The sequence below is a fragment of the Streptococcus sp. ALY_211 genome, from assembly GCF_058314555.1.
On record NZ_JBZFUN010000007.1, the window covers coordinates 16,857 to 38,455 of the forward strand.

Below are 21,599 nucleotides of genomic sequence, written 5' to 3' on the forward strand. Positions count from 1 at the left end.
GCTTTTTTTACGTTTCATGCCATGTAAAAAGCCCCTACCTACTAGGTAGAGGCTCAAGGGCATTCTTGAGAATGAGATAGAATGGTTCACACAAACTATCAAGGTCCGCTCCTGCGTTTATGACCTCCCTAGCGCAATATGGTCTTACGACCAAATCGACTCATCGCATGTCAGTATTATAGCATAGCTTGAGATTTATAACAAGGGAGCGACAGTCTTAACCACTGCCCCAATGGCTTTTTCTGCAAATGGCAGCTCTTTGAGTATTTCCTCAGTGACTTCTTTAGAGTCTTCCAGTGTCTTTTGGAAATCTCTTTCAATTTTTCTAATTTCTGAAGATTGGTAGAGGTAGGCTGCACATTCAAAATGATGATAGAGACTGCGATAGTCTAAATTGATCGTGCCAACCGTTGCTCGCTGGTCATCGGAAACGAAGACTTTTGCGTGCACAAAGCCTGGAGTGTATTCATAGATCTTGACACCAGACTCGATTAACGTTTTGTAATAAGTTTTGGCAAGGTAGTAAGCGATCGGCTTATCTGGAATACCTGGCATAATAATCTTAACATCAACCCCACGTTCTGCCGCAAACTTGAGGGCATGTTCCATCTCACTGTCTAGAATTAAGTAAGGGGTCATGATGTGTACATAATCTCTAGCATGATTCAAAATATCAATGTAGACATTTTCTCCTACCTTATCGTCATCTAACGGAGAATCCGCATAGGGAACGACATAGCCATCATTGACAGTAGGGTGATGATGCTGTCCCAGATAAGAGCGTACTTGCGAATTTTCTGTGATAGGTCCCCACATTTGTAAGAAGAGAATGGTGAAGGTATCTACGGCCTGTCCCTGAATCATGATTGCAGTGTCTTTCCAGTGACCGAAACGCTCGATAGCATTAATGTACTCATCTGCCAAGTTGATACCACCGGTAAAAGCTACTTCTCCATCAATGACAACAATCTTTCGGTGATCACGATAATTGTAGTAGGTTGACAAAAACGGAGATAGGGGAGCAAAAGCTTTTGATTTGATTCCTAACTTTTCTAGGCGCTTACTGTAGCCATAGCTGAGTGTGGTCATCTCAATCATGCCATCATATAAGACACGAACCTCAACACCTTCTTGCACTTTCTCTTCTAAAATACTTAAAATTTCCCCCCACATAATACCTTCATCTATGATGAAGTATTCCATGAAAATATATTTCTTAGCCTGTCTGAGCTGTTTCTTGAGTTCAGCAAACTTCTCCTCACCCGAAGGGAAATAAGTCACCTGACTATGGCGATAAACGGGAAAATGATTATCGTCAAAGTTAAGGTAGTTAGCTAGATTATAAAAGGTGCTGTGAGATGCCTTTAACTCATTCAAGACAGCATCATCTTGCTGCAGATAGTGGGTTGTCTGATTGATATTACTTTGCAGCTGGCGCTTCATGCCATTATAACCCCAATCAATCTTGGTGTACAAGAGAAAGAGGCCCCCTAAAATTGGAAACGGTATAACAACAAGCATCCAGGTTAATTTTGCAGTAGAGTCCATTCGGCTATTAAATAAATAGAGTACGGAAATACTAGCAATTATACCATCCAGAACTTGAATGTGCAGACGGTAGTTGTCCAACCACATATAGCTAGATACGATCACGAAAATCTGCAAGAGCAAAAGCAGGACAATGACTGTCGTTCGGCTAAAAATACCACGTAACAGACTTCTTCTTCCCTTACTTAACAGGCGTCTAACCTTATTTGTATCGTCTATAATAATCTCCCCTTTCACTTAAAATAGATGCTATTCATTATACCACAGAATTCACTCTAAAAACGGTTGAGAAAAAATTTTCTCAACCCCTTTTTTACGAGTAAATTCAAAAATTAAAGACATCATTGAGATTCTCAGCCATGGTAGGATGAGTGAAAATTTGCTTTTGGAAATAAGTGTAGGGAATACCATTATCCATGGCAAGAGTGATGAGATTAATCAGCTCATGGGCTTCTTTTCCAAATAAAGTTGCTCCTAAAATCTGTTGACTATCTGCATCGACAACCACCTTGAAGATTCCACGTAGATCGCCATTGACATGGGCACGAGGCATTCCAGCTACAGGTAAGCTATTTGCCTTATAGTTTAACCCTTGCGCTTTGGCAGTCTTTTCATCAATCCCAACTCGTGCCAAAGGCGGATTAACAAAGGTCGAATAAGGAACATGATGACGATTCTTGTGTGAGTAGTCTTTATTACCATTTAGATAATTAAAGACAATTCGGAAATCATCCAAAGAGACATAGGTGAATTGAGGGCCTCCATTGACATCTCCTACGGCAAAAACGTTAGGGACTGCTGTCTGGCAGTATTCATCAACCTCAATAGCACCACGGTCTGTTAAATTGATAGCAGTATTTTCCAGCCCCAGTCCTTGTGTATTGGGCTTACGGCCAGTGGCATAAAGGACAGCATCAAAGTTAAAATCACCATTATCAGTTGTAATGACAACCTCTTCTCCTTGGTTGCTGACCCGGGTGATGTTAGTCCCTAATTTGAAGGTAACACCATCTTCTTCCATGTAGGTTTGCGCAAGGCCAGAAATTTCTTCTTCTTCACGCGCAAAAATGCGTTCGATCGGATCAAAAACTGTTACTTCCGTACCCAACTTAGCATACAAGTTGGCAAACTCAAGACCGATATTACCACCACCGATAATACCAAGACGCTTAGGTTGCTCAGGTAGATTCTGAATGCCAGTACTATCATAAACGTGCTTTGATTCCGTCAAGCCAGGGATAGGAAGAACATTGGATACGGCACCGATATTAATAATAATCACGTCTGCGGTTAGCTGCTCCGTCTCTTGGTCACTTGTAATCTCAAGGATCTTATCGCCCACAAAGCGAGCACTGGCATTATAAACATCAGCCGTCGCAGCATTATCAAGCATGCCAAAATTTTTGGCCCGAAGACGCTCTACTACAGCTGTCTTCTCAGCCATCGCATCTGTGAAATCGTAGCCTTTTTCCGTTGCTGTAATCAGAACTTTGGTCGGAATACAACCGATATTGATACAAGTCCCTCCATACATGGTGGCATCCTTTTCAATCATAGCGACGCTCTTACCTTGGGCAGCTGTTTTTGCTGCTAAGGTTTTTCCGGCTTTACCAAAACCGATTACAATCATGTCATATGTTTTCATATTGTATTATTGTTTCCTTTCTTTATATTCTCATTTTAGCAAAGGGCATGACCTATTGTCTTATTTCCACTACGGGATTGCTAGGTTGAAAAGAAAAGGCTGAGACAGAAGTTCTCAGCCTTATTTATTTGATCAATTTTATTTGCTAGGCGCAGTGGTTGGCCGCCCTTATCTTGGGGCGTATTCCTTTTTTCGTCATTACTAATTCTAATAACCTTATAGAGAGGACTAGCTTTCATACCATAGCTGCTGTGTCCGAAATTTCTGCCAACAACTCTAAAATAGGCCAATGGCTGTTCCATCTTCTGCAACATCCATATTGAGAGCGGCTGGCTGTTTAGGAAGTCCTGGCATCGTCATCACATCACCCGTTAGGGCAACGATAAAACCAGCACCAGTTTTGGGAACAAATTCTCGAATGGAAATATCAAAGTCTGTAGGAGCTCCTAGTAAATTAGGGTCATCAGAGAAGCTGTACTGGGTTTTGGCCATACAAACAGGCAATTTATCCCAGCCAAACTCAGCAAATTGTTTCAGTTGTGTCTTAGCCTTCTTTTCAAACACAACTCTACGGCCACCATAAATCTCAGTGACAATTTTCTTTATCTTATCTTCTAGGGTAGCCTTATCGTCATAAAGACGGTGGTAATTTGCCTGTCCCTTCTCCACGGTCTCAACAACAGCTTTAGCCAATTCTTGACCGCCTTCTGCTCCTTTAGACCAGACACTGGTCAGGGCTACTGGTAGGTCAATACTGGCACAAAGGTCTTTAAGAGTGGCGATTTCTGCTGGGGTGTCCGTGCTAAATTCATTAATAGCTACAACTGCAGGCAAACCGAACTTACGAATATTAGCAACATGGCGTTTTAAATTGGCAAAACCTGCTTTAAGTGCTTCAATATTTTCTTCTCCTAAAGCTAATTTGTCCACACCGCCGTGCATCTTGAGGGCACGAATAGTCGCAACGATGACAACAGCGTCAGGAGATTTGGGAAGATTGGGTGTCTTGATGTCTAGGAATTTTTCAGCTCCTAAGTCCGCTCCGAATCCGGCCTCAGTGATGGTATACTCCGCCAAACCCAAAGCCGTTTTAGTGGCTAAGACTGAGTTACATCCATGAGCAATGTTGGCAAAAGGCCCACCATGAACCAGGGCTGGGGTTCCATAAATAGTTTGTACTAAATTAGGCTTAATAGCATCCTTAAGTATAAGAGCTAAGGCGCCTTCAACCTTCAAATCTTTAACGTATACAGGTGTACGGTCATAGCGATAGCCGATGACAATGGCAGACAAACGTTCTTTTAAGTCCTTGATGTCTGTGGCTAAGCACAAGATGGCCATGATTTCCGAAGCCACTGTAATATCAAAACCATCCTCACGAGGAATCCCATTGATCGGACTGCCTAGACCAACCGTGACTTGGCGAAGCGCACGATCGTTGAGATCAAGCACACGCTTCCAGATGATACGGCGCTGATCAATTCCTAGCTCATTACCTTGATGCATATGATTATCTATAAAGGCTGAAAGAGCATTATTAGCCGTCGTAATCGCATGCATGTCACCCGTGAAGTGAAGATTGATGTCTTCCATAGGCAATACCTGAGCATAACCACCACCGGCAGCACCACCTTTAATGCCCATAACAGGACCTAACGATGGCTCACGCAAGGCAATCATGGTCGATTTTCCACTTTGATTGAGAGCGTCTGCCAATCCGATCGTTACTGTTGACTTACCTTCTCCGGCAGCTGTCGGATTAATGGCTGTCACCAATATTAATTTTCCTGGAGTATTTTCTTGGACTTTCTCAATAGTATCAAAAGATAATTTTGCCTTGTATTTTCCATACAACTCCAGATCATCCAAGCTAATACCAATGGTTTCAGCTATGTCTGTAATAGGTTTTAATTCAACGCTTTGAGCAATTTCGATATCAGATTTCATGGAACACTCCTTTTTTAAAACTTAGGCTCCCTCATTATAACAAACTTCACTAAAAAAGCGTACCATTTCTTGCAAATATATATCAAACATTCGGAAATTATTGGTTCCTTTAGCCTATTTATCACCCTCTATATCCATAAAAATTAATCATTCAGTTTTTTAACAAGATCATAACACGAGCACTTCCTCAGTATACAGCGATCTAGACTATTGCGATCATTTTTCTCTTATTTTTTAGCATGAAAAGCGAGTCATCATTTTTTAAAGGATGATACCGTATATTCTTAATCGCAAACAAAACTTTAAAGTCGTAGCAAAATCCACAATAAAGATTAATTGTACTGCAATATATCCCTGTTATTCTGTCGGAATACTTCTGTCAAAGATAAAAAAATTTACAAGAGACAAAGTATCACTAACAATAAGGAGGATTAGTAATTATGGAAACTACATTTGAAACTAACTTTAAACGCATTGAAACAAAGTATATTGTCGATAAAAAGCAATTAGCAGAGCTCTTACAGGATTTAAAAGTCTTCTTGGTAGAGGATGACTATCCGACCTCTACTATTACTAACATTTACTTTGACAATGATAACTTTGAGATGATCAAGGACTCTGTTGCTCATAAAAATGGTCGTGAAAAAATTCGTATGCGGACCTATTTACCTAACCCAGAGCCTAATAGCCGAGTCTTTTTAGAATTAAAGAAAAAAGACGCACAAGGTATCGGTCATAAATTCCGCCTCTTGTCCAATCCTATATCTATTACTAGGCTTGTCACTCAAGGAATCAGTGATGATGATATTCAAGACGATGCTTTGGTTAGAGAGATCGGCACGCTCACCAAGCGTTATAAAAATCTTCGCCCTCGGATGTTTATCTACTACGAGCGCTACTCTCTTAAAGAAAAATATAACCCTCTAAATCATTCTAAGGGCAAGGTGCGTGTGACGATTGATCAAAATCTCAGATATCGGGATAATAATATTACCTTATTTGATGGTCATGACGGACTGCCACTTTTAGATCCTAACCATGTTATCATGGAAATCAAGACACCTGGTGACAAGCCTCAATGGCTCCAAGAGATTCTAGACAAATACCATATCGAAGAGAGTCATTTCTCTAAGTACAGTACCGCCTACCATAAATCCCAAGGGCTGCCTATTGAACACAGTCTCATTCATAACTAAGAAAGGAAGCCTATGACTTATGACTTCAGCATTATTTGATTCTGTTTTTTCAAGCAAGGTACCAACTGTTGACGCTGGTATGCTAGCCTTATCTATTTTAACGAGTTTAGGACTGGGGCTCTGTTTGTCTTGGGTTTATAAGTATCGTACACTGTATACACGTGAGTTTGTTGTCACCTTGACGATGTTACCCAGTCTTATCACCTTGGTTATTTTTTTAGTCAATGGCAATCTTGGGACCAGTGTTGCTGTGGCAGGGACTTTCAGTCTCATCCGCTTTCGCTCAGCAACCAGTGGGTCACGTGAGTTGCTTGCTATTTTTTTATCAATGATTATTGGCCTAGCCTCAGGAATGGGATTTTTAGTCCTGTCGGCTGTATTTACAGCGATACTGCTGCTGGTCTGGCTGATTTTGGAAAACACGAAAGCCCTCACCCACGGTCAGACTCGCCGCCTTCTAACATTGACAGCTGAATATTCAGAGCATATAGAAACAAAATTGATAGACATTTTAGAAAACCTTTGCTCCAGACACGATCTCATTTCCATTGCCAGCACTAAGCAGGGAAGCGAAATGACACTTGTCTATGAGGTGGATCTGAAAGTGGGCATTGACGATTTCAAACTCACCCAGACACTTCTAGAAGGTATCGATCATCTAGATATCACAATTACTAAAATGGCTAAAAAGAAGAAAAATTTATAAATACTATATGCAAAGCTCCAGTCTTCATTGCCTGGAGCTTTCTTACTAGAGCGTTTAATTTACAAATATTAGGGAATTTTGTACAATACAGCTATGAAAATTCTAATTACATCAGGAGGCACAACCGAACCAATTGATCGGGTTCGTGGTATAACCAACCATTCTTCAGGGGCACTGGGAAAAGCTATAGCAGAAGCCTTTTTGACTGGGCAACATCAAGTCACCTTGGTGACAACAAAAAATGCCCTAAAGCCAGCTCCCAATCAAGATCTAACTACTCATCTCGTCAGTGATGTTGCTAGTCTACTCAAGACGCTGGAGCCACTGACCAAAACTCATGATGTTCTTATTCACAGTATGGCTGTCTCTGATTATAGCCCTATCTATATGACTGACATAGCGGAGGTCAGCCAAACTTCTGATATAACCAGCCTCTTAAGTAAGACAAATGCTGAGAATAAGATTTCTTCTCAGGCTGATTATCAAGTGCTTTTTTTAAAGAAAAATCCTAAACTGATTTCTTTGGTCAAGCACTGGAATCCAGAAATTCGACTGGTCGGCTTCAAACTTTTGGTAGATGTCGCTAAAGACGAATTGATTGACGTGGCTAGAGACAGCCTGACAAAAAATGAAGCTGAGCTCATTATTGCCAACGATTTGACTCAGATAACTAGCGATCAGCATATGGCCTACTTGGTGGATAAAACCAGCCAATCCCTGGCTACTACAAAGCAAGAGATTGCTGCACAACTCTATGAAAGGATAGCTCTCTATGACTAAGACTATCTTATTGGCTGTTACGGGTAGTATCTCAGCCTATAAAGCAGCCGACCTTACCAGCCAGCTCAAAAAGCTCGGCTATGATATTCATATCATCATGTCAGAAGCGGCTACAAAATTTATCACTCCTTTGACTCTTCAAGTTTTGTCCAAAAATTCTGTCTATCTAGATGTCATGGTAGAAGATAGACCAGAAAGCATTAACCATATTGATCTCGCTAAGCAAGCAGATCTTTTCCTGCTTGCTCCTGCTTCTGCTAATACTATTGCAAAAATGGCGCAGGGGATGGCAGATAATATGGTAACCACCGCTGCTCTAGCCTTACCAAGAGAAACACCAAAACTGCTTGCCCCAGCTATGAATACAAAGATGTACGACAATCCTTTGACTCAGCGAAATTTGACTATCTTACGAGATGTCGGATATCAAGAGATCCAACCGCGTGCTAGCTTGCTAGCTTGTGGAGATGTTGGTCGGGGGGCTTTGGCTGATATTCCAACGATTATTGCTGCTATCGAGGAGGCTTTAATATGAGACATCAACGCTCATCGCAAATTGCTACTATTGCTTTATTCTTTGCGACTATGCTAGTCATTGAAATCATCAGTCAAGTCATTTTTCAAATCTTGCCACTCCCTGTTAAACCCACTTTAACCCTTGTTCCTGTTATCATTGCTGGCATCCTCTTTGGACCAAAAGTTGGGGGCAGCTTAGGGCTTGCTATGGGAATTATGAGTGTTATCCGCAATACTATCATCTTAACACCGACCAGTTACTTATTTTCCCCCTTAGTACCTGATGGGAATTGGAAATCGCTGATTGTGGCTATCGTTCCTCGCCTATTGATCGGTATCCTCCCCTATCTAGTCTATCGTTTGCTCCACAATCCTTTTGGCTTATACCTAGCTGGAGCATCTGGTGCCTTAGTTAACACGCTGTTTGTCCTAGCAGGTTTTGCATTTTTCTTTAACTACTTTGATGTCACAGGGCAGTCCCTGCTACTTGCCATTATCAGTAGTAATACTCTCGTTGAAATTATGGTTGCTACTATCACAACTGGTATAATAATTCCCCGTCTACAGCGACTAAAAAAGAGTTGATGAGTCATGTTTATGACATGGCTTTTTATTTATTTTCATGCTATAATTTAGGCAGTTTTAGATTAAGAGGAGGTTAATAGTATGACTTATGCAGAAAATTACCAAAAATGGTTGGATTTTAGTGAACTTCCTGATTATCTTCGCAGTGAGTTAGTAGCAATGGATGATCAAACAAGGCAGGATGCCTTTTATACTAATCTTGAGTTTGGAACCGCTGGGATGAGAGGAGTAATCGGGGCTGGAACCAACCGTATCAATATCTATGTGGTACGTCAAGCAACAGAGGGACTGGCCCAGCTTATCGACTCCAAAGGACAGGAGCAAAAAGAGCGTGGTGTTGCTATCGCTTATGATTCCCGCCATTTCTCCCAAGAATTTGCCTATGAATCTGCTCAGGTTTTAGCCCAGCATGGTATCAAATCCTATGTCTTTGAAAGTCTCAGACCTACTCCTGAGCTCTCGTTTGCAGTACGTCATCTCAAGACATTTGCTGGGATCATGATTACAGCTAGCCACAATCCAAAACAATTTAATGGTTATAAGGTTTACGGTGAGGATGGTGGACAGCTTCCTCCTGCAGATGCCGATGCTCTGACTGATTATATTCGTGCTATTAGCAATCCTTTTTCTATCCCTCTTGCCGATTTGGATCAGGCAAAGTCTCAAGGACTTATCACTGTGATCGGTGACGCTGTTGATACTGCCTATCTCAAGGAAGTTAGGACTGTGACCATTAACCAAGACCTTATCAATCAGTATGGTAAGGATATGAAGATCGTCTACACTCCGCTTCATGGAACTGGAGAAATGTTAGCTCGACGTGCCTTGGCACAAGCCGGTTTTGAATCCGTACAAGTTGTCGAAGCTCAGGCTACAGCTGACCCTGAATTTAGTACGGTTGCATCACCAAACCCCGAGAATAAAGCAGCCTTTGCTATGGCTGAAGAATTGGGACGTCAGGTAGATGCCGATGTTTTAGTAGCTACCGATCCTGATGCCGATCGTCTCGGGGTGGAAATCCGTCAGGCTGATGGCTCTTATCTCAATCTTTCTGGTAACCAAATCGGTGCCCTTATTGCTAAATATATCCTCGAAGCTCATAAAACACTTGGTACATTGCCAGCTAATGCAGCTCTGGCAAAATCGATTGTTTCTACTGAACTGGTCACAAAGATCGCTGAAAGTTACGGGGCAACCATGTTCAATGTCTTAACAGGCTTCAAGTTCATCGGTGAGAAAATTCAAGAATTTGAAGATAAGGGAAACTACACCTACTTATTTGGTTTTGAAGAGAGCTTCGGCTATCTCATCAAGCCTTTTGTCCGAGATAAGGATGCTATACAGGCTGTCCTTATTGTCGCTGAGATTGCAGCTTATTATCGCTCTCGTGGCATGACTTTAGCTGATGGTATTGCTGAGATTTACAATCAGTATGGTTTCTTTGCTGAAAAGACCATTTCAGTCACACTTTCTGGTATTGATGGTGCCGCTGAGATTCAAAAAATTATGGATAAATTCCGCCATCATGTCCCTCAAACCTTTAATCACACTGCTATAACAAAAACCGAAGACTTCCTTCAATTAACCTCTACTAGTCAAGATGGCAAGGTAGAATCATTGACAACACCGCCAAGCAATGTCCTAAAATATCATTTGGCTGACGGCTCTTGGTTTGCTGTTCGTCCTTCAGGAACCGAGCCTAAAATCAAGTTCTATATTGCTACTGTTGACCAATCTGAAACCCAAGCTCAAGAAAAAATCACTGCTATTGACAAAGAAATTAATGATTTCATCCAATAAGTAATCCTTAAAAATCCCCATTTCTACGAAGTGAGGATTTTTTAATAATCTAAGCAATCATTAAGTAAATAAAGAAAAAGGCTGAGCACATCTGCTCCAGCCTTATATTGTCAACAAGTGCAACAAACTTTAGTTTAAGTCCATTTGATTATAGGAGGTACTAAAGGATTTTAGTATATCATTTGGTGCTGAATCATAATCTGTTGCTTCTACAAATGTAGCACCAACAATGATACGATTCGTTGCCTCTGCATCATCACAAGTGACTAAGGTCAATCGCTTTTGTCCCGGCACATCATTGATCACTTCAACATGACTTGGGGCTACCGTCTTAACCTCATCGATGGTATAAGTATAGACTTTTTCCTTATCTGTCAGATAGATTTTCATCCCCTTCTTGGCACGCTCCAATGGTGAGAAAAGCATCTTGGAAGCACCCGTTAAACCATAGACATGATGACTGGCCAAGGCATAGTTATTATCTCCCCCCATGACTTGGTCTTGTTTCATTGTCCCGGCGCCATAAGAAAGCTCTGTATTACCAAGGCCTTTAAAGATTGGAAGGTTAATCTCAAGATCTGGTACAGCGATCCCACCAATCACAGGTAAATCTTGGTCATCCATTTGTGAACCAATGACTGACTGAGCCGATACAGCATCTACCGAGTCAAAATCATAAGTCACTTTAGCTTTTTCATTCTTTTGGATAGTCTTTCTATCCACCTTGGATACCTGATACTGGTTGCTGCTTCTGGCAATAAAATAATTGCGAATTGGGCGATTAAAAATCAAGGCAAGGCCAACCAGAAGTAAAATGAGAGCTAAGCTGATACGCAGGATTGAAAAAAATCTTCCACGCTTTTTAGATGACTTGGATTTAGCTTTCGACATCTTGCTCATCTCCTTCTTTAGAGGCTTCATTAGCTACTAGGGCAAAGGTAACAATCTTGGCTGATTCATCTAGTCGCATGAGCTTAACTCCCATAGTTGAGCGACCAGTCTCAGAAATATCAGCAACACCTGTTCTAATGATAACGCCTGTATCTGTCATAATCATGATGTCTTCATCACCATCAACTGTTACTAGTCCTGCCAACTGGCCATTTTTCTCAGTGACATTCGCAGTCTTGATCCCTTTACCACCACGGCCTTTGGTTGGGTATTCACTGGCTGATGTCCGTTTTCCATAGCCTTTTTCAGTGATGACGAGAACTTCTTGATCATCTGTAATCACAGAGGCTCCAACCACACAATCACCATCTCGAAGTGTCATTCCTTTGACTCCCGTGGCACTGCGTCCCATATTACGAACAATGGATTCATTGAAGCGCACAGAATACCCAAACTGACTGCCGATAATAATATCATTAGCACCATCGGTTAGTAGCACATTGATCAGTTCATCATCATCTCTAAGATTCAGTGCTTTAAGTCCATTTTGACGAATATTAGCAAACTCAGATACATCGGTGCGCTTGACCAGGCCCTTTCGTGTCGTGAAAAAGAATGATTTTTCAGCAAGAACTGTTTGATCTAAACTTATAATGGTTTGAATCGTTTCACCTTCTGCTAATTTCAATAAATTAACAATCGGTAATCCTTTAGCTGTGCGTCCATATTCAGGGATTTCATAACCTTTGAGACGATAAACACGACCATGATTAGTAAAGAAAAGCACAGCATCATGGGTACTTGTGGATACGAGATCTTTCACAAAATCATCGTCATTCACACCGGTTCCTTGAACACCACGTCCCCCACGTTTTTGAGCACGAAATTCATCTTGAGCTAACCGCTTGATGTAGCCCTTGTTAGACAGGGTAATGAGAACATTTTCTTCCTCGATCAAGTCTTCATCTTCAAGTGATAGCACTTCCCCGATCATAAGTTCTGTCCGACGTTGATCTGCAAATTTGCGCTTGATCTCATCCATCTCATCTTTGATAATGGTCACTACACGCTCTGGTTTTGCCAAAATATCAGCTAGATCAGCAATGAGAGCCAAGAGATCATTGTATTCATTTTGAATCTTATCACGTTCCAAACCGGTCAAACGGCGCAAACGCATATCCAGAATGGCCTGACTTTGACGCTCAGATAAGTCAAAGCGGCTCATCAACTCGGCTTGAGCCTCAGCATCTGTCTGACTGCCACGAATAATTGCAATGACTTCATCAAGATGATCAAGCGCAATCAGCAAGCCTTCTAAAATATGGGCACGCGCTTCTGCTTTTTCCTTATCAAAACGTGTCCGACGAACGATAACTTCTTTTTGGTGTTCAATGTAGTTTTCGATAATCTGACGCAAAGAAAGGATCTTAGGAACACCCTTTTCAATAGCTAACATATTGAAACTAAAGTTAGTTTGTAAGCTGGTCAGCTTGAATAAATTATTCAGGATAACATTGGCAGAAGCATCACGCCTCACCTCGATAATAAAGCGAACACCCTCACGGCTAGACTCATCACGTACAGCTGTGATCCCTTCGATACGTTTTTCTTGAGCTAGACGGACAATATGTTCGTGCACCTTAGTTTTATTAACACCATAAGGAAATTCGGTTACCACGATCCGTTCACGACCAGATTTTGTTGTCTCAATTTCTGTGCGAGAACGAAGCACAATAGAGCCCTTCCCGGTTTCGTAGGCCTTATGGATACCAGATTTCCCCATGACCAAAGCTCCTGTTGGAAAATCAGGGCCTGGCATCACTTCCATGATCTCACGTGTAGTTGCATCAGGCTTATCCATGACTAACTTGACTGCATCAATCGCTTCGCCTAGATTATGAGGCGGAATATTGGTTGCCATACCGACAGCAATCCCTGTAGCACCATTGACGAGCAGATTAGGGAAACGAGACGGTAAAACCAAGGGTTCACGCTCGCTACCATCATAGTTATCTTGAAAATCTACAGTATTTTTATTAATATCACGCAGCATCTCTAGCGCAATCTTACTCATACGCGCTTCTGTGTACCGCTGTGCTGCTGCGCCATCGCCATCCATAGAACCGAAGTTTCCATGTCCATCTACCAGCATATGGCGATAAGACCACCATTGGGCCATACGTACCATGGCTTCATAGATAGAGGAATCTCCGTGAGGATGATATTTCCCCATAACGTCCCCGGTGATACGGGCAGACTTCTTATGAGGCTTATCTGGAGTTACACCAAGCTCATTCATCCCATAGAGAATACGACGATGGACTGGCTTCAGTCCATCTCTAACATCTGGCAGAGCACGTGCTACGATGACACTCATGGCATAGTCGATGAAACTGGTTTTCATCTCACTGGTTAGATTGACATCTACTAGATTTCTATCTTGCATTTATCTACTCTTTCTTTGCATTTAATCCCTACTATTATAGCATAAAAGCGGCATTTTTTCAGGTATTCTAATATCTAAATAAACCAGTCATGGCGCTTAAAAAAAGAAGATCTGGGATTAGCTAGTGACATTTTCTCTAAAAGGTGGTAAGATAAGGTGGTATGGGCTTAAGCCTAAAAAAATTAAGGAGATGTTTAGACATGACTGCAACTAAACAACATAAAAAAGTCATCCTCGTCGGTGACGGTGCCGTAGGTTCATCTTACGCATTCTCACTCGTTAACCAAGGTATCGCTCAAGAGCTTGGTATTATTGAAATTCCTCAGCTTCACGAAAAAGCTGTTGGGGATGCACTGGACCTTTCTCACGCACTTGCTTTTACATCACCTAAGAAAATCTATGCAGCTCAATACTCTGACTGTGCAGATGCTGATTTGGTTGTCATTACTGCAGGTGCTCCTCAAAAACCAGGTGAAACTCGTCTTGACTTGGTTGGTAAAAACCTTGCTATCAACAAAACTATCGTTACACAAGTTGTTGAATCAGGATTCAACGGTATCTTCCTCGTTGCTGCTAACCCAGTGGATGTCTTGACATACTCAACATGGAAATTCTCAGGTTTCCCTAAAGAACGCGTTATTGGTTCAGGTACATCACTTGACTCAGCACGTTTCCGTCAAGCTCTCGCTGAAAAAATCGGTGTGGATGCTCGCTCAGTCCATGCCTACATCATGGGTGAACACGGTGACTCAGAGTTTGCTGTATGGTCACACGCTAATGTTGCTGGTGTCAACCTTGAAGAATTCCTCAAAGATGCACGCAACTTCAAAGAAGAAGAGTTGGTTGAACTCTTTGAAGGCGTACGTGACGCTGCTTATACTATCATTAATAAAAAGGGAGCAACTTTCTACGGTATCGCTGTAGCACTTGCTCGTATTACTAAGGCTATCCTTGACGATGAAAATGCAGTATTGCCACTTTCTGTATTCCAAGATGGTCAATACGATGGCGTTGAAGGTGTCTTCATTGGTCAACCTGCCCTTGTTGGTGCACATGGTATCGTTCGTCCAATCAACATTCCATTGAACGATGCTGAACAACAAAAAATGAAAGCTTCTGCTGATGAATTGAAAGCCATCATTGAAGAAGCATGGAAGAACCCAGAGTTCCAAGAAGCATCTAAAAACTAATTGATCTAAAATCAGACAAATGTCTGATTTTTTTATAACTAAAAAAAGAGGATGCTACCATCCTCTTTTAGTTTAGTCAGCTCCAAGCGCTGCCATAGTAATATAGTTATAAGGTTTATTAAAATGAGGCAGGAAGAAAATGTCTGTCAAAGCTAGTTTGTCAATCGTAACGCCCTCTTGAATAGCTAAGGAGAACATATGAATCCCCATGGAAATGTCTGATTTTGCCATCATCTGTGCTCCCAGTAAGCGACGAGAATCTTTGTCATAAACAATCTTTAGTGTGACCGGAAAGTTCCCATACTCAATGAACTCAGGTTTTTGATTATCAGTATATTCTGTCACAGCTGCATTAAAGCCGAGATTTTTAGCCTTCTCTAGAGTCAATCCCGTCGATACCATATTCAGTCCATAGATAGAGATACCATTAGAACCTTGGACACCAATTCCTTCAAGTTCCTTGCCACAGGCATTATGAGCTGCAACGATAGCTGTACGCACGGCATTTGAAGCTAGGGCAATGTAGCCTGTTTCTCCTGTAGCATTGTCATAGATAGTCGCACAATCACCAATAGCATAGACATCTGGTAGAGAGGTTCTTTGATGTTTATCTACTAAGAAGGCACCGTTCTTGTAGAGTTCTAGCTTACCATTACCAAGAGCTGTATTAGGCTTAAATCCAACCGCTAAGATGACCATATCAACATCGTATTCATGCTTATCGGTGATAATCTTTTCAACTTTGCCACTGCCGGCAACTTCCTTAACAGTTTCACCAAAGGCTAATTGAATACCGTGATCTTCGAGATTCTTAGCCATTTTGTCTGTCAAGTCACGGTCATAATACCCTGCTAAGCATGTGTCTACAACATCAATTAAGACAACTTCTTTCCCCTTACGTTGGAAGGCTTCAGCTAGCTCAACACCTATGTAACCAGCACCCACTACAGCAACACGGTTAATATCTTTATGCTTTAACTTTTCAATCACATCAGCAGAGTTTTGATAGAGTTTAACAAACTGCAGATTTTCCAATGTTGCTTCAAATTCACGAGATCCTTCTTTAATCTCTGCGCCCTTGATAGGGGGCAAGATTGGCTGTGATCCTGTTGCCAAAATCAGCTTATCGTAGCTCTCAGTGTGCTTTTGACCATTGACCAAAGCAGTCACTTCTTTTTTGTCATAGTCGATGAATTCAACCGGTGACTCCATGTAGACTCTAGCTCCCAGTGACTCTAATTCCTCTTTATCAGAATAAAAGAGACCTTCTGGTCCTGAAATCTGCTCACCAATCCAGAGTGCCATCCCGCACCCTAAGAATGAAATATTTGAATTTTGGTCAAAGACAACGATTTCGTTTGCTTCACCATAATTTGTTAACATCGTTTTAATGGCAGATGTGCCAGCATGGTTAGCACCTACTACAACGATTTTAGACATAAGGAATCCAACTTTCTTTATAGATTACCTAATAAGTTTAGCATAGTCTGAAAACGATTTCAACTACAAATTCACAAAATCACATAATGAAAAACTTGAGGAGTCGTTATCCTCAAGTTTTTTTGAATTATTTAGACTTAATATAGTTCACACCATCAGCTTTAGGCGCTACTGCTTTTCCAAAGAAGGCGGCAAGCACGATGATAGTCAGTAGATAAGGGGCAATTTGAAAATAAACAACCGGAATATCTTTCAAGAAAGAAATACTTTGGCTGACAATAGCTAGTGATTGTGAGAAACCAAAGAAGAGGCTTGATAGCATAGCACCGATCGGATTCCAACGGCCAAAGATCATAGCAGCTAGCGCGATAAATCCAGGACCAGCAATGGTCGTGATCGAAAAGTTATTTGAAATAGATTGTGCATAGATCGCTCCTCCTACACCTCCTAACAATCCTGAAAGCATAACCCCATAATAGCGCATTAAATAGACGTTAATTCCTAGGGTATCTGCAGCTTGAGGATGCTCACCTACTGAGCGTAAACGCAGACCAAAGCGGGTCTTGAAAATGATAAAGTAGGCGAGGAAAGATACCAAGATGGCTACATAAGCAATTAAAGAAATATTATTGAAGAAAATATCACCAATAATTGGAATGTCCTTTAAAATCGGAAATGAGAAGCGTTTAAAGGATTGTGCAATGTTTGCCGTTTCCCCTTTCCCATATAAAACACGGCAGAGGAAAACTGCAAAGGCTGGGGCAATCAGATTAAGAACAGTACCTGATACAACATGGTCTGCCCGCAGATTGATAGTAGCTACTGCATGAATCAGTGAATAGATGATCCCTACTACTCCAGCTACTAGGCAGGCAATCCAAGGAGTGGCTTGTCCCAGACTATCTGCATAGGTCAAGTTGAATACAATTCCTGAAAAGGCACCGATTACCATAATACCTTCTAAACCGACATTAACAACACCACCACGTTCGGAAAATGTCCCACCGATACTTGTGAAAATCAAAGGTGCGGAGTACTTAAGTGTTTGAGCAACAACCAGTACAATAATTGCTAAAATACCCAATATTACTGACCTCCTTTTTTGGAAATTTGTTTACGAGGCTTGAGGTAGCGGCGGATCATATAATCACTACCTACAAAGAAAATAATTAAGGCAGATACTACATCGATAATTTCTGATGGAGCAACAGATGTCATACCTGTCTTACCGACCGATAACACAGCAAACAAGAAGGCGGCAAATGGTACACCGACTGGATTGTTGGCAGCTAAGAGAGCCACCGCCATACCATCCCAGCCGATCTGCAATGAAGAGGTCTGATTATTAAAGTTTTCAGCTACTGAGAAACCATGAACCGTACCACCTAGACCAGCTAAGGCACCTGAAATGATCATCGATAAAATAATGATTTGCTTAGAAGACATCCCAGCGTATTCTGCAGCATTAGGATTTAATCCAACAGCATTAATTTCAAAACCGGTCCGAGTCTTTTTGAGAACAAACCAAATAATGACAATGGCAATAAGGGCAAAAATAAAGCCGATACCTAGATGAGAATTATTAGTTAACTCTTTAAAGAATTCGGTCCGATAGGTTGCCGATTCTGAGAACTTGATCGTTTGAGTTGAGTTACGCATAAACTCCTTAGAAAAGACATTGGCTAGTAAATGCTGACTCAGATAGAGAACAATATAGTTCATCATGATGGTGACAATGACCTCACTGGTCCCCAGATAAGCCCGTAAAATACCAGGAACAGCTCCGATAATGGCACCCGCTAGTAGTCCAATAATTACCGTGCATAATATAGATAAAGGACGTGGCATTTCAGGGTGAGCTAAAGCAAACCAAGCTGAAAATACCCATCCTGCTAAGGCTTGACCAGGTAGACCAACATTAAAGAAACCTGCCTTTGAAGAAACAGCAAACCCTAGACCAATTAAAATCAGTGGTGACATTGTAGCAAAGATCTCACCGATTCCTTTGACAGAACCAAAGTCTTTATAAAGTAGGTCATTGTAAGCAAAGATTGGATTGTAGCCAAAAATCAGCATCAAAACTGCTCCAGCCAGCAAGCCTAAAAGTACAGCAATCAATGGGACTGCCCAACTTTGTGTTTTCTTAGTCATTTGTAGCCTCCTTAGTAAAGTCTCCACCAGCCATCAAGACACCAAGCTCTTGCTTGTTGGTTTCTTCTGGATCGAGAATTCCCTGAATTTTACCATCATGGATAACCGCAATACGATCGGAAACATCTAAAATCTCATCTAACTCAAAGCTGACGACAAGGACGGCTTTTCCCTTGTCACGCTCAGCAATCAAACGCTTGCGGATATACTCAATCGCACCAACATCCAGACCTCGGGTCGGCTGGCTAACAATCAATAAATCTGGGTCACGGTCGACCTCACGTGCGATAACAGCCTTCTGCTGGTTACCACCTGATAGTGATCCTGCGCTGACTTGCTCACCAGCACCACGCACATCAAACTCTTCCATCAGCTGCTTAGCATGGCTATTAATATAGTTATAGTCCAAGATACCATACTTACTATAAGGTTCTTTGTAGTAGGACTGCAGGGCTAAGTTCTCAGCGACGGTCATTTCCAGAACCATACCATCACGGTGACGATCCTCAGGGATATGTCCGACACTTAATTCAGTAATCTGGCGAGGACGTAGATTGTTAATGGCTTTTCCTTTAATTGAGATCTTTCCCTTAGCAATCTTGCGTAGACCAGTAATCGCTTCGACCAATTCTGTTTGGCCGTTACCATCAATACCAGCAATCCCAACAATTTCTCCTGCTTTTACCTCCAAAGACAGCCCTTTGACCGCTGCAACACCACGGTTTTCATTGACAAAGAGGTCCTTGATCTCAAGAACATTTTCTTTGGGATTTGCAGGTTGTTTATCCGTTTTGAAGGAAACGGCACGCCCTACCATCATCTCTGCTAGGTCTTGACTGCTGGCTCCTGCCACTGAGACAGTATCGATGGACTGACCTCGGCGGATGACGGTCACACGATCAGCAACCGCACGAATTTCATCTAGCTTATGCGTGATAAGGATAATAGATTTACCCTCTTTTACTAAGTTGCGCATAATATCAAGCAGTTCTGATATTTCAGATGGTGTCAGCACTGCCGTTGGCTCATCAAAAATAAGAATATCTGCCCCTCGGTAGAGTGTCTTTAAAATTTCGACACGCTGCTGAGCACCCACAGAAATATCTGCGACCTTAGCTGATGGATCAACAACTAAGCCATATTTCTCTGAAAGAGTTTTGATCTCATCTGTCGCTCTTTTGATATCGATCTTACCCTTGCGTGTCACTTCACTACCTAGGATAATATTCTCAGCAACTGTAAAGGCATCGACCAGCATAAAATGCTGATGGACCATTCCGATACCTAGTTTGGAAGCTTTAGAGGGGGAATCTAATTTCACATCCTTTCCCCTTAGCAGAATAGAACCCTCTGTAGGCTCTAGCAAGCCTGAGAGCATATTCATCAAAGTGGACTTACCAGCTCCATTCTCTCCTAGAAGGGCATGAATTTCACCAGCTTTGACATCAAAGTTGATATGATCGTTGGCTACAAAATCACCAAACTTTTTGGTAATATTTCGCATCTCAATGACAGTTTCTTGTGCCATAGTCTTTCCTTTCAACTAACTTTTTTAGGTCAGTAAAACCTATAACTGCATAGGATTATAGGTTTTACTGAGATAAAAATTTTTATCTCAGTCCCTTTAAAAAGCGACCCTTAAGGTCGCCCTTTTAAGAACAGCTGCGATGAGAAGTCATTATTTTTTAAGACCATCTTTAACTGTTAATTTGCCATCAATAATATCTTGTTTGGCTTGTTCTACAGCCTTTTTAATATCCTCTGGGAGGTTTTTCGTTACAAGGTCAACCCCTTTATCTTTGAGACCATACGTTTTGGTTGTATTACCTTGGAATTTTTCACCCTTTAATTGTGCATTTGAAATGTCTTTAACAACAGTGCCCACTTCTTTTATGGTTGACGTTAAAACAAAGTTAGATTTTTTGCCATCCGAAGCGGTGTAATCTCCTTCTGCAGATTGGTCACGGTCCACACCGATGACCCAAAGCTTTTTATCACTATCTGCGGCAAGACCTTCATTGTGTTCCTTAGCTTCTGAGAAGACTCCCTTACCTGATCCTCCAGCAGCATGATAGATCACATCAGCACCACCTGCACGCATAGTTGCTGCTTTCGTTTGTCCCTTAGCCGCATCATCGTAGCTTCCAACGTACTGAACATCTACTTTGATATTCTTATTAACAGAGGCAACTCCTTCTTTGAATCCTGTTTCAAAGCGTGTGATGGTATCTGATTCAACCCCACCGATAAAGCCAACTTTATTGGTCTTAGTCTGTTTAGCGGCGGCAATACCGGCTAAGTAAGCACCTTCATTATCTGCAAACAAGACACTTGTCACGTTATCCTTGTCTTTGACGACATCATCAATAATGACATAGTTGGTATCCGTATAGGTATCTGCTGCTTCTTCAACGGCATCATGAAGGGCATAGCCTATTCCAAAGACAAGGTTATAGCCCTTATCATTGGCAGAATCAAGATTATTGGAATAATCAGATTCTGATTTCGATTGGAAGTAAGTATATTCACTGTCTTTATTGAATTTATTATCCTTACCCCAAGCTTCTAACCCTTCCCAAGCTGATTGGTTAAATGATCTATCATCAACACCACCAGTATCTGTGACAATAGCTGCACGGACAGAGCTATCTGACTTCGATTGGGAAGAACGGTTACATGCAGCCAGCGAAAGCAAAGCTACAGCAGCCAAACCAAGACCGACAAATTTTTTGTTCATTTTCATGAATGAACCCTCCTA

The 21,599-nt window shown here is 41.5% G+C and carries 17 protein-coding genes; 7 read left to right on the top strand and 10 right to left on the bottom strand.

Translation table 11 applies throughout. The annotated features are described in order from the left end of the window. Positions 1 to 195 precede the first annotated feature (195 nt). From cls to AC4HAJ_RS06705, 3 genes are all read right to left on the bottom strand, one after another. The gene (gene cls / locus AC4HAJ_RS06695; protein WP_491079438.1) at positions 196 to 1,773 is read right to left on the bottom strand and encodes a cardiolipin synthase; all 1,578 of its coding nucleotides are present in this window, start codon (positions 1,771 to 1,773) and stop codon (positions 196 to 198) included. A gap of 100 nt (positions 1,774 to 1,873) precedes the next feature. Further along, positions 1,874 to 3,193 (bottom strand): FAD-containing oxidoreductase, encoded by a 1,320-nt coding sequence (locus tag AC4HAJ_RS06700; protein ID WP_491079394.1) that lies wholly within the window; start codon positions 3,191 to 3,193, stop codon positions 1,874 to 1,876. 276 nt (positions 3,194 to 3,469) lie between these two features. Further along, a complete protein-coding gene (locus tag AC4HAJ_RS06705; protein WP_491079395.1) occupies positions 3,470 to 5,140 on the bottom strand; it encodes a formate--tetrahydrofolate ligase in 1,671 nt (556 codons plus the stop codon). A gap of 440 nt (positions 5,141 to 5,580) precedes the next feature. On the opposite strand from AC4HAJ_RS06705, the gene AC4HAJ_RS06710 reads away from it, so the two are divergent. The 6 genes from AC4HAJ_RS06710 (at position 5,581) to AC4HAJ_RS06735 (ending at position 10,723) form a co-directional block, all read left to right on the top strand. Continuing rightward, entirely contained in the window at positions 5,581 to 6,336 is a 756-nt protein-coding gene (locus AC4HAJ_RS06710) for a polyphosphate polymerase domain-containing protein (RefSeq protein ID WP_491079396.1), read from the top strand. A gap of 19 nt (positions 6,337 to 6,355) precedes the next feature. Continuing rightward, positions 6,356 to 7,042, top strand: coding sequence for a DUF4956 domain-containing protein (locus AC4HAJ_RS06715; protein WP_491079397.1), 687 nt, complete (start codon positions 6,356 to 6,358; stop codon positions 7,040 to 7,042). Between the two features lie 93 nt (positions 7,043 to 7,135). Beyond that, positions 7,136 to 7,822 (top strand): phosphopantothenate--cysteine ligase, encoded by a 687-nt coding sequence (locus AC4HAJ_RS06720; RefSeq protein WP_491079398.1) that lies wholly within the window; start codon positions 7,136 to 7,138, stop codon positions 7,820 to 7,822. Next, positions 7,815 to 8,357: a phosphopantothenoylcysteine decarboxylase gene (coaC, locus tag AC4HAJ_RS06725; protein ID WP_491079399.1), complete on the top strand. Its 543-nt coding sequence runs from the start codon at positions 7,815 to 7,817 to the stop codon at positions 8,355 to 8,357. Before AC4HAJ_RS06720 ends, coaC begins: the two co-directional genes overlap by 8 nt. Next, positions 8,354 to 8,923, top strand: coding sequence for an ECF transporter S component (locus AC4HAJ_RS06730; RefSeq protein WP_491079400.1), 570 nt, complete (start codon positions 8,354 to 8,356; stop codon positions 8,921 to 8,923). The genes coaC and AC4HAJ_RS06730 overlap by 4 nt, the downstream gene beginning before the upstream one ends. A gap of 81 nt (positions 8,924 to 9,004) precedes the next feature. Beyond that, positions 9,005 to 10,723, top strand: a complete 1,719-nt coding sequence (locus AC4HAJ_RS06735) for a phospho-sugar mutase (protein WP_491079401.1) — start codon at positions 9,005 to 9,007, stop codon at positions 10,721 to 10,723. A 129-nt stretch (positions 10,724 to 10,852) separates the two neighbouring features. Here AC4HAJ_RS06735 and AC4HAJ_RS06740 read toward each other — a convergent pair whose 3' ends face one another. Both AC4HAJ_RS06740 and gyrA read right to left on the bottom strand, forming a co-directional pair. Beyond that, a complete protein-coding gene (locus AC4HAJ_RS06740; RefSeq protein ID WP_491079402.1) occupies positions 10,853 to 11,614 on the bottom strand; it encodes a class A sortase in 762 nt (253 codons plus the stop codon). Then, the gene (gene gyrA, locus AC4HAJ_RS06745) at positions 11,601 to 14,060 is read right to left on the bottom strand and encodes a DNA gyrase subunit A (RefSeq protein WP_491079403.1); all 2,460 of its coding nucleotides are present in this window, start codon (positions 14,058 to 14,060) and stop codon (positions 11,601 to 11,603) included. Before gyrA ends, AC4HAJ_RS06740 begins: the two co-directional genes overlap by 14 nt. 200 nt (positions 14,061 to 14,260) lie before the next feature. Here gyrA and AC4HAJ_RS06750 point away from each other — a divergent pair, with 200 nt between their 5' ends. Further along, positions 14,261 to 15,250, top strand: a complete 990-nt coding sequence (locus tag AC4HAJ_RS06750; protein WP_491079404.1) for an L-lactate dehydrogenase — start codon at positions 14,261 to 14,263, stop codon at positions 15,248 to 15,250. Positions 15,251 to 15,322: 72 nt separating this feature from the next. Here the strand turns inward: AC4HAJ_RS06750 and nox are convergent, their stop codons facing one another. The 5 genes from nox to AC4HAJ_RS06775 form a co-directional block, all read right to left on the bottom strand. Then, positions 15,323 to 16,690, bottom strand: coding sequence for a H2O-forming NADH oxidase (nox, locus tag AC4HAJ_RS06755; RefSeq protein WP_491079405.1), 1,368 nt, complete (start codon positions 16,688 to 16,690; stop codon positions 15,323 to 15,325). 127 nt (positions 16,691 to 16,817) lie between these two features. Next, entirely contained in the window at positions 16,818 to 17,774 is a 957-nt protein-coding gene (locus tag AC4HAJ_RS06760) for an ABC transporter permease (protein WP_491079406.1), read from the bottom strand. Between the two features lie 2 nt (positions 17,775 to 17,776). Beyond that, positions 17,777 to 18,841, bottom strand: a complete 1,065-nt coding sequence (locus tag AC4HAJ_RS06765; RefSeq protein WP_491079407.1) for an ABC transporter permease — start codon at positions 18,839 to 18,841, stop codon at positions 17,777 to 17,779. Beyond that, positions 18,834 to 20,369: an ABC transporter ATP-binding protein gene (locus AC4HAJ_RS06770; RefSeq protein WP_491079408.1), complete on the bottom strand. Its 1,536-nt coding sequence runs from the start codon at positions 20,367 to 20,369 to the stop codon at positions 18,834 to 18,836. The genes AC4HAJ_RS06765 and AC4HAJ_RS06770 overlap by 8 nt, the downstream gene beginning before the upstream one ends. 150 nt (positions 20,370 to 20,519) lie before the next feature. Next, positions 20,520 to 21,578 (bottom strand): BMP family lipoprotein, encoded by a 1,059-nt coding sequence (locus tag AC4HAJ_RS06775; RefSeq protein ID WP_491079439.1) that lies wholly within the window; start codon positions 21,576 to 21,578, stop codon positions 20,520 to 20,522. Positions 21,579 to 21,599 lie beyond the last annotated feature (21 nt).

Bases quoted from the DNA above. Each gene is read 5' to 3' on its own strand.
- AC4HAJ_RS06700 (WP_491079394.1), bottom strand. From the start codon at position 3,193: ATGAAAACATATGACATGATTGTAATCGGTTTTGGTAAAGCCGGAAAA.
- AC4HAJ_RS06720 (WP_491079398.1), top strand. From the start codon at position 7,136: ATGAAAATTCTAATTACATCAGGAGGCACAACCGAACCAATTGATCGG.
- nox (WP_491079405.1), bottom strand. From the start codon at position 16,690: ATGTCTAAAATCGTTGTAGTAGGTGCTAACCATGCTGGCACATCTGCC.
- coaC (WP_491079399.1), top strand. From the start codon at position 7,815: ATGACTAAGACTATCTTATTGGCTGTTACGGGTAGTATCTCAGCCTAT.
- AC4HAJ_RS06740 (WP_491079402.1), bottom strand. From the start codon at position 11,614: ATGTCGAAAGCTAAATCCAAGTCATCTAAAAAGCGTGGAAGATTTTTT.
- AC4HAJ_RS06770 (WP_491079408.1), bottom strand. From the start codon at position 20,369: ATGGCACAAGAAACTGTCATTGAGATGCGAAATATTACCAAAAAGTTT.
- gyrA (WP_491079403.1), bottom strand. From the start codon at position 14,060: ATGCAAGATAGAAATCTAGTAGATGTCAATCTAACCAGTGAGATGAAA.
- AC4HAJ_RS06735 (WP_491079401.1), top strand. From the start codon at position 9,005: ATGACTTATGCAGAAAATTACCAAAAATGGTTGGATTTTAGTGAACTT.
- AC4HAJ_RS06775 (WP_491079439.1), bottom strand. From the start codon at position 21,578: ATGAACAAAAAATTTGTCGGTCTTGGTTTGGCTGCTGTAGCTTTGCTT.
- AC4HAJ_RS06730 (WP_491079400.1), top strand. From the start codon at position 8,354: ATGAGACATCAACGCTCATCGCAAATTGCTACTATTGCTTTATTCTTT.
- AC4HAJ_RS06710 (WP_491079396.1), top strand. From the start codon at position 5,581: ATGGAAACTACATTTGAAACTAACTTTAAACGCATTGAAACAAAGTAT.
- AC4HAJ_RS06705 (WP_491079395.1), bottom strand. From the start codon at position 5,140: ATGAAATCTGATATCGAAATTGCTCAAAGCGTTGAATTAAAACCTATT.
- AC4HAJ_RS06765 (WP_491079407.1), bottom strand. From the start codon at position 18,841: ATGACTAAGAAAACACAAAGTTGGGCAGTCCCATTGATTGCTGTACTT.
- AC4HAJ_RS06750 (WP_491079404.1), top strand. From the start codon at position 14,261: ATGACTGCAACTAAACAACATAAAAAAGTCATCCTCGTCGGTGACGGT.
- AC4HAJ_RS06715 (WP_491079397.1), top strand. From the start codon at position 6,356: ATGACTTCAGCATTATTTGATTCTGTTTTTTCAAGCAAGGTACCAACT.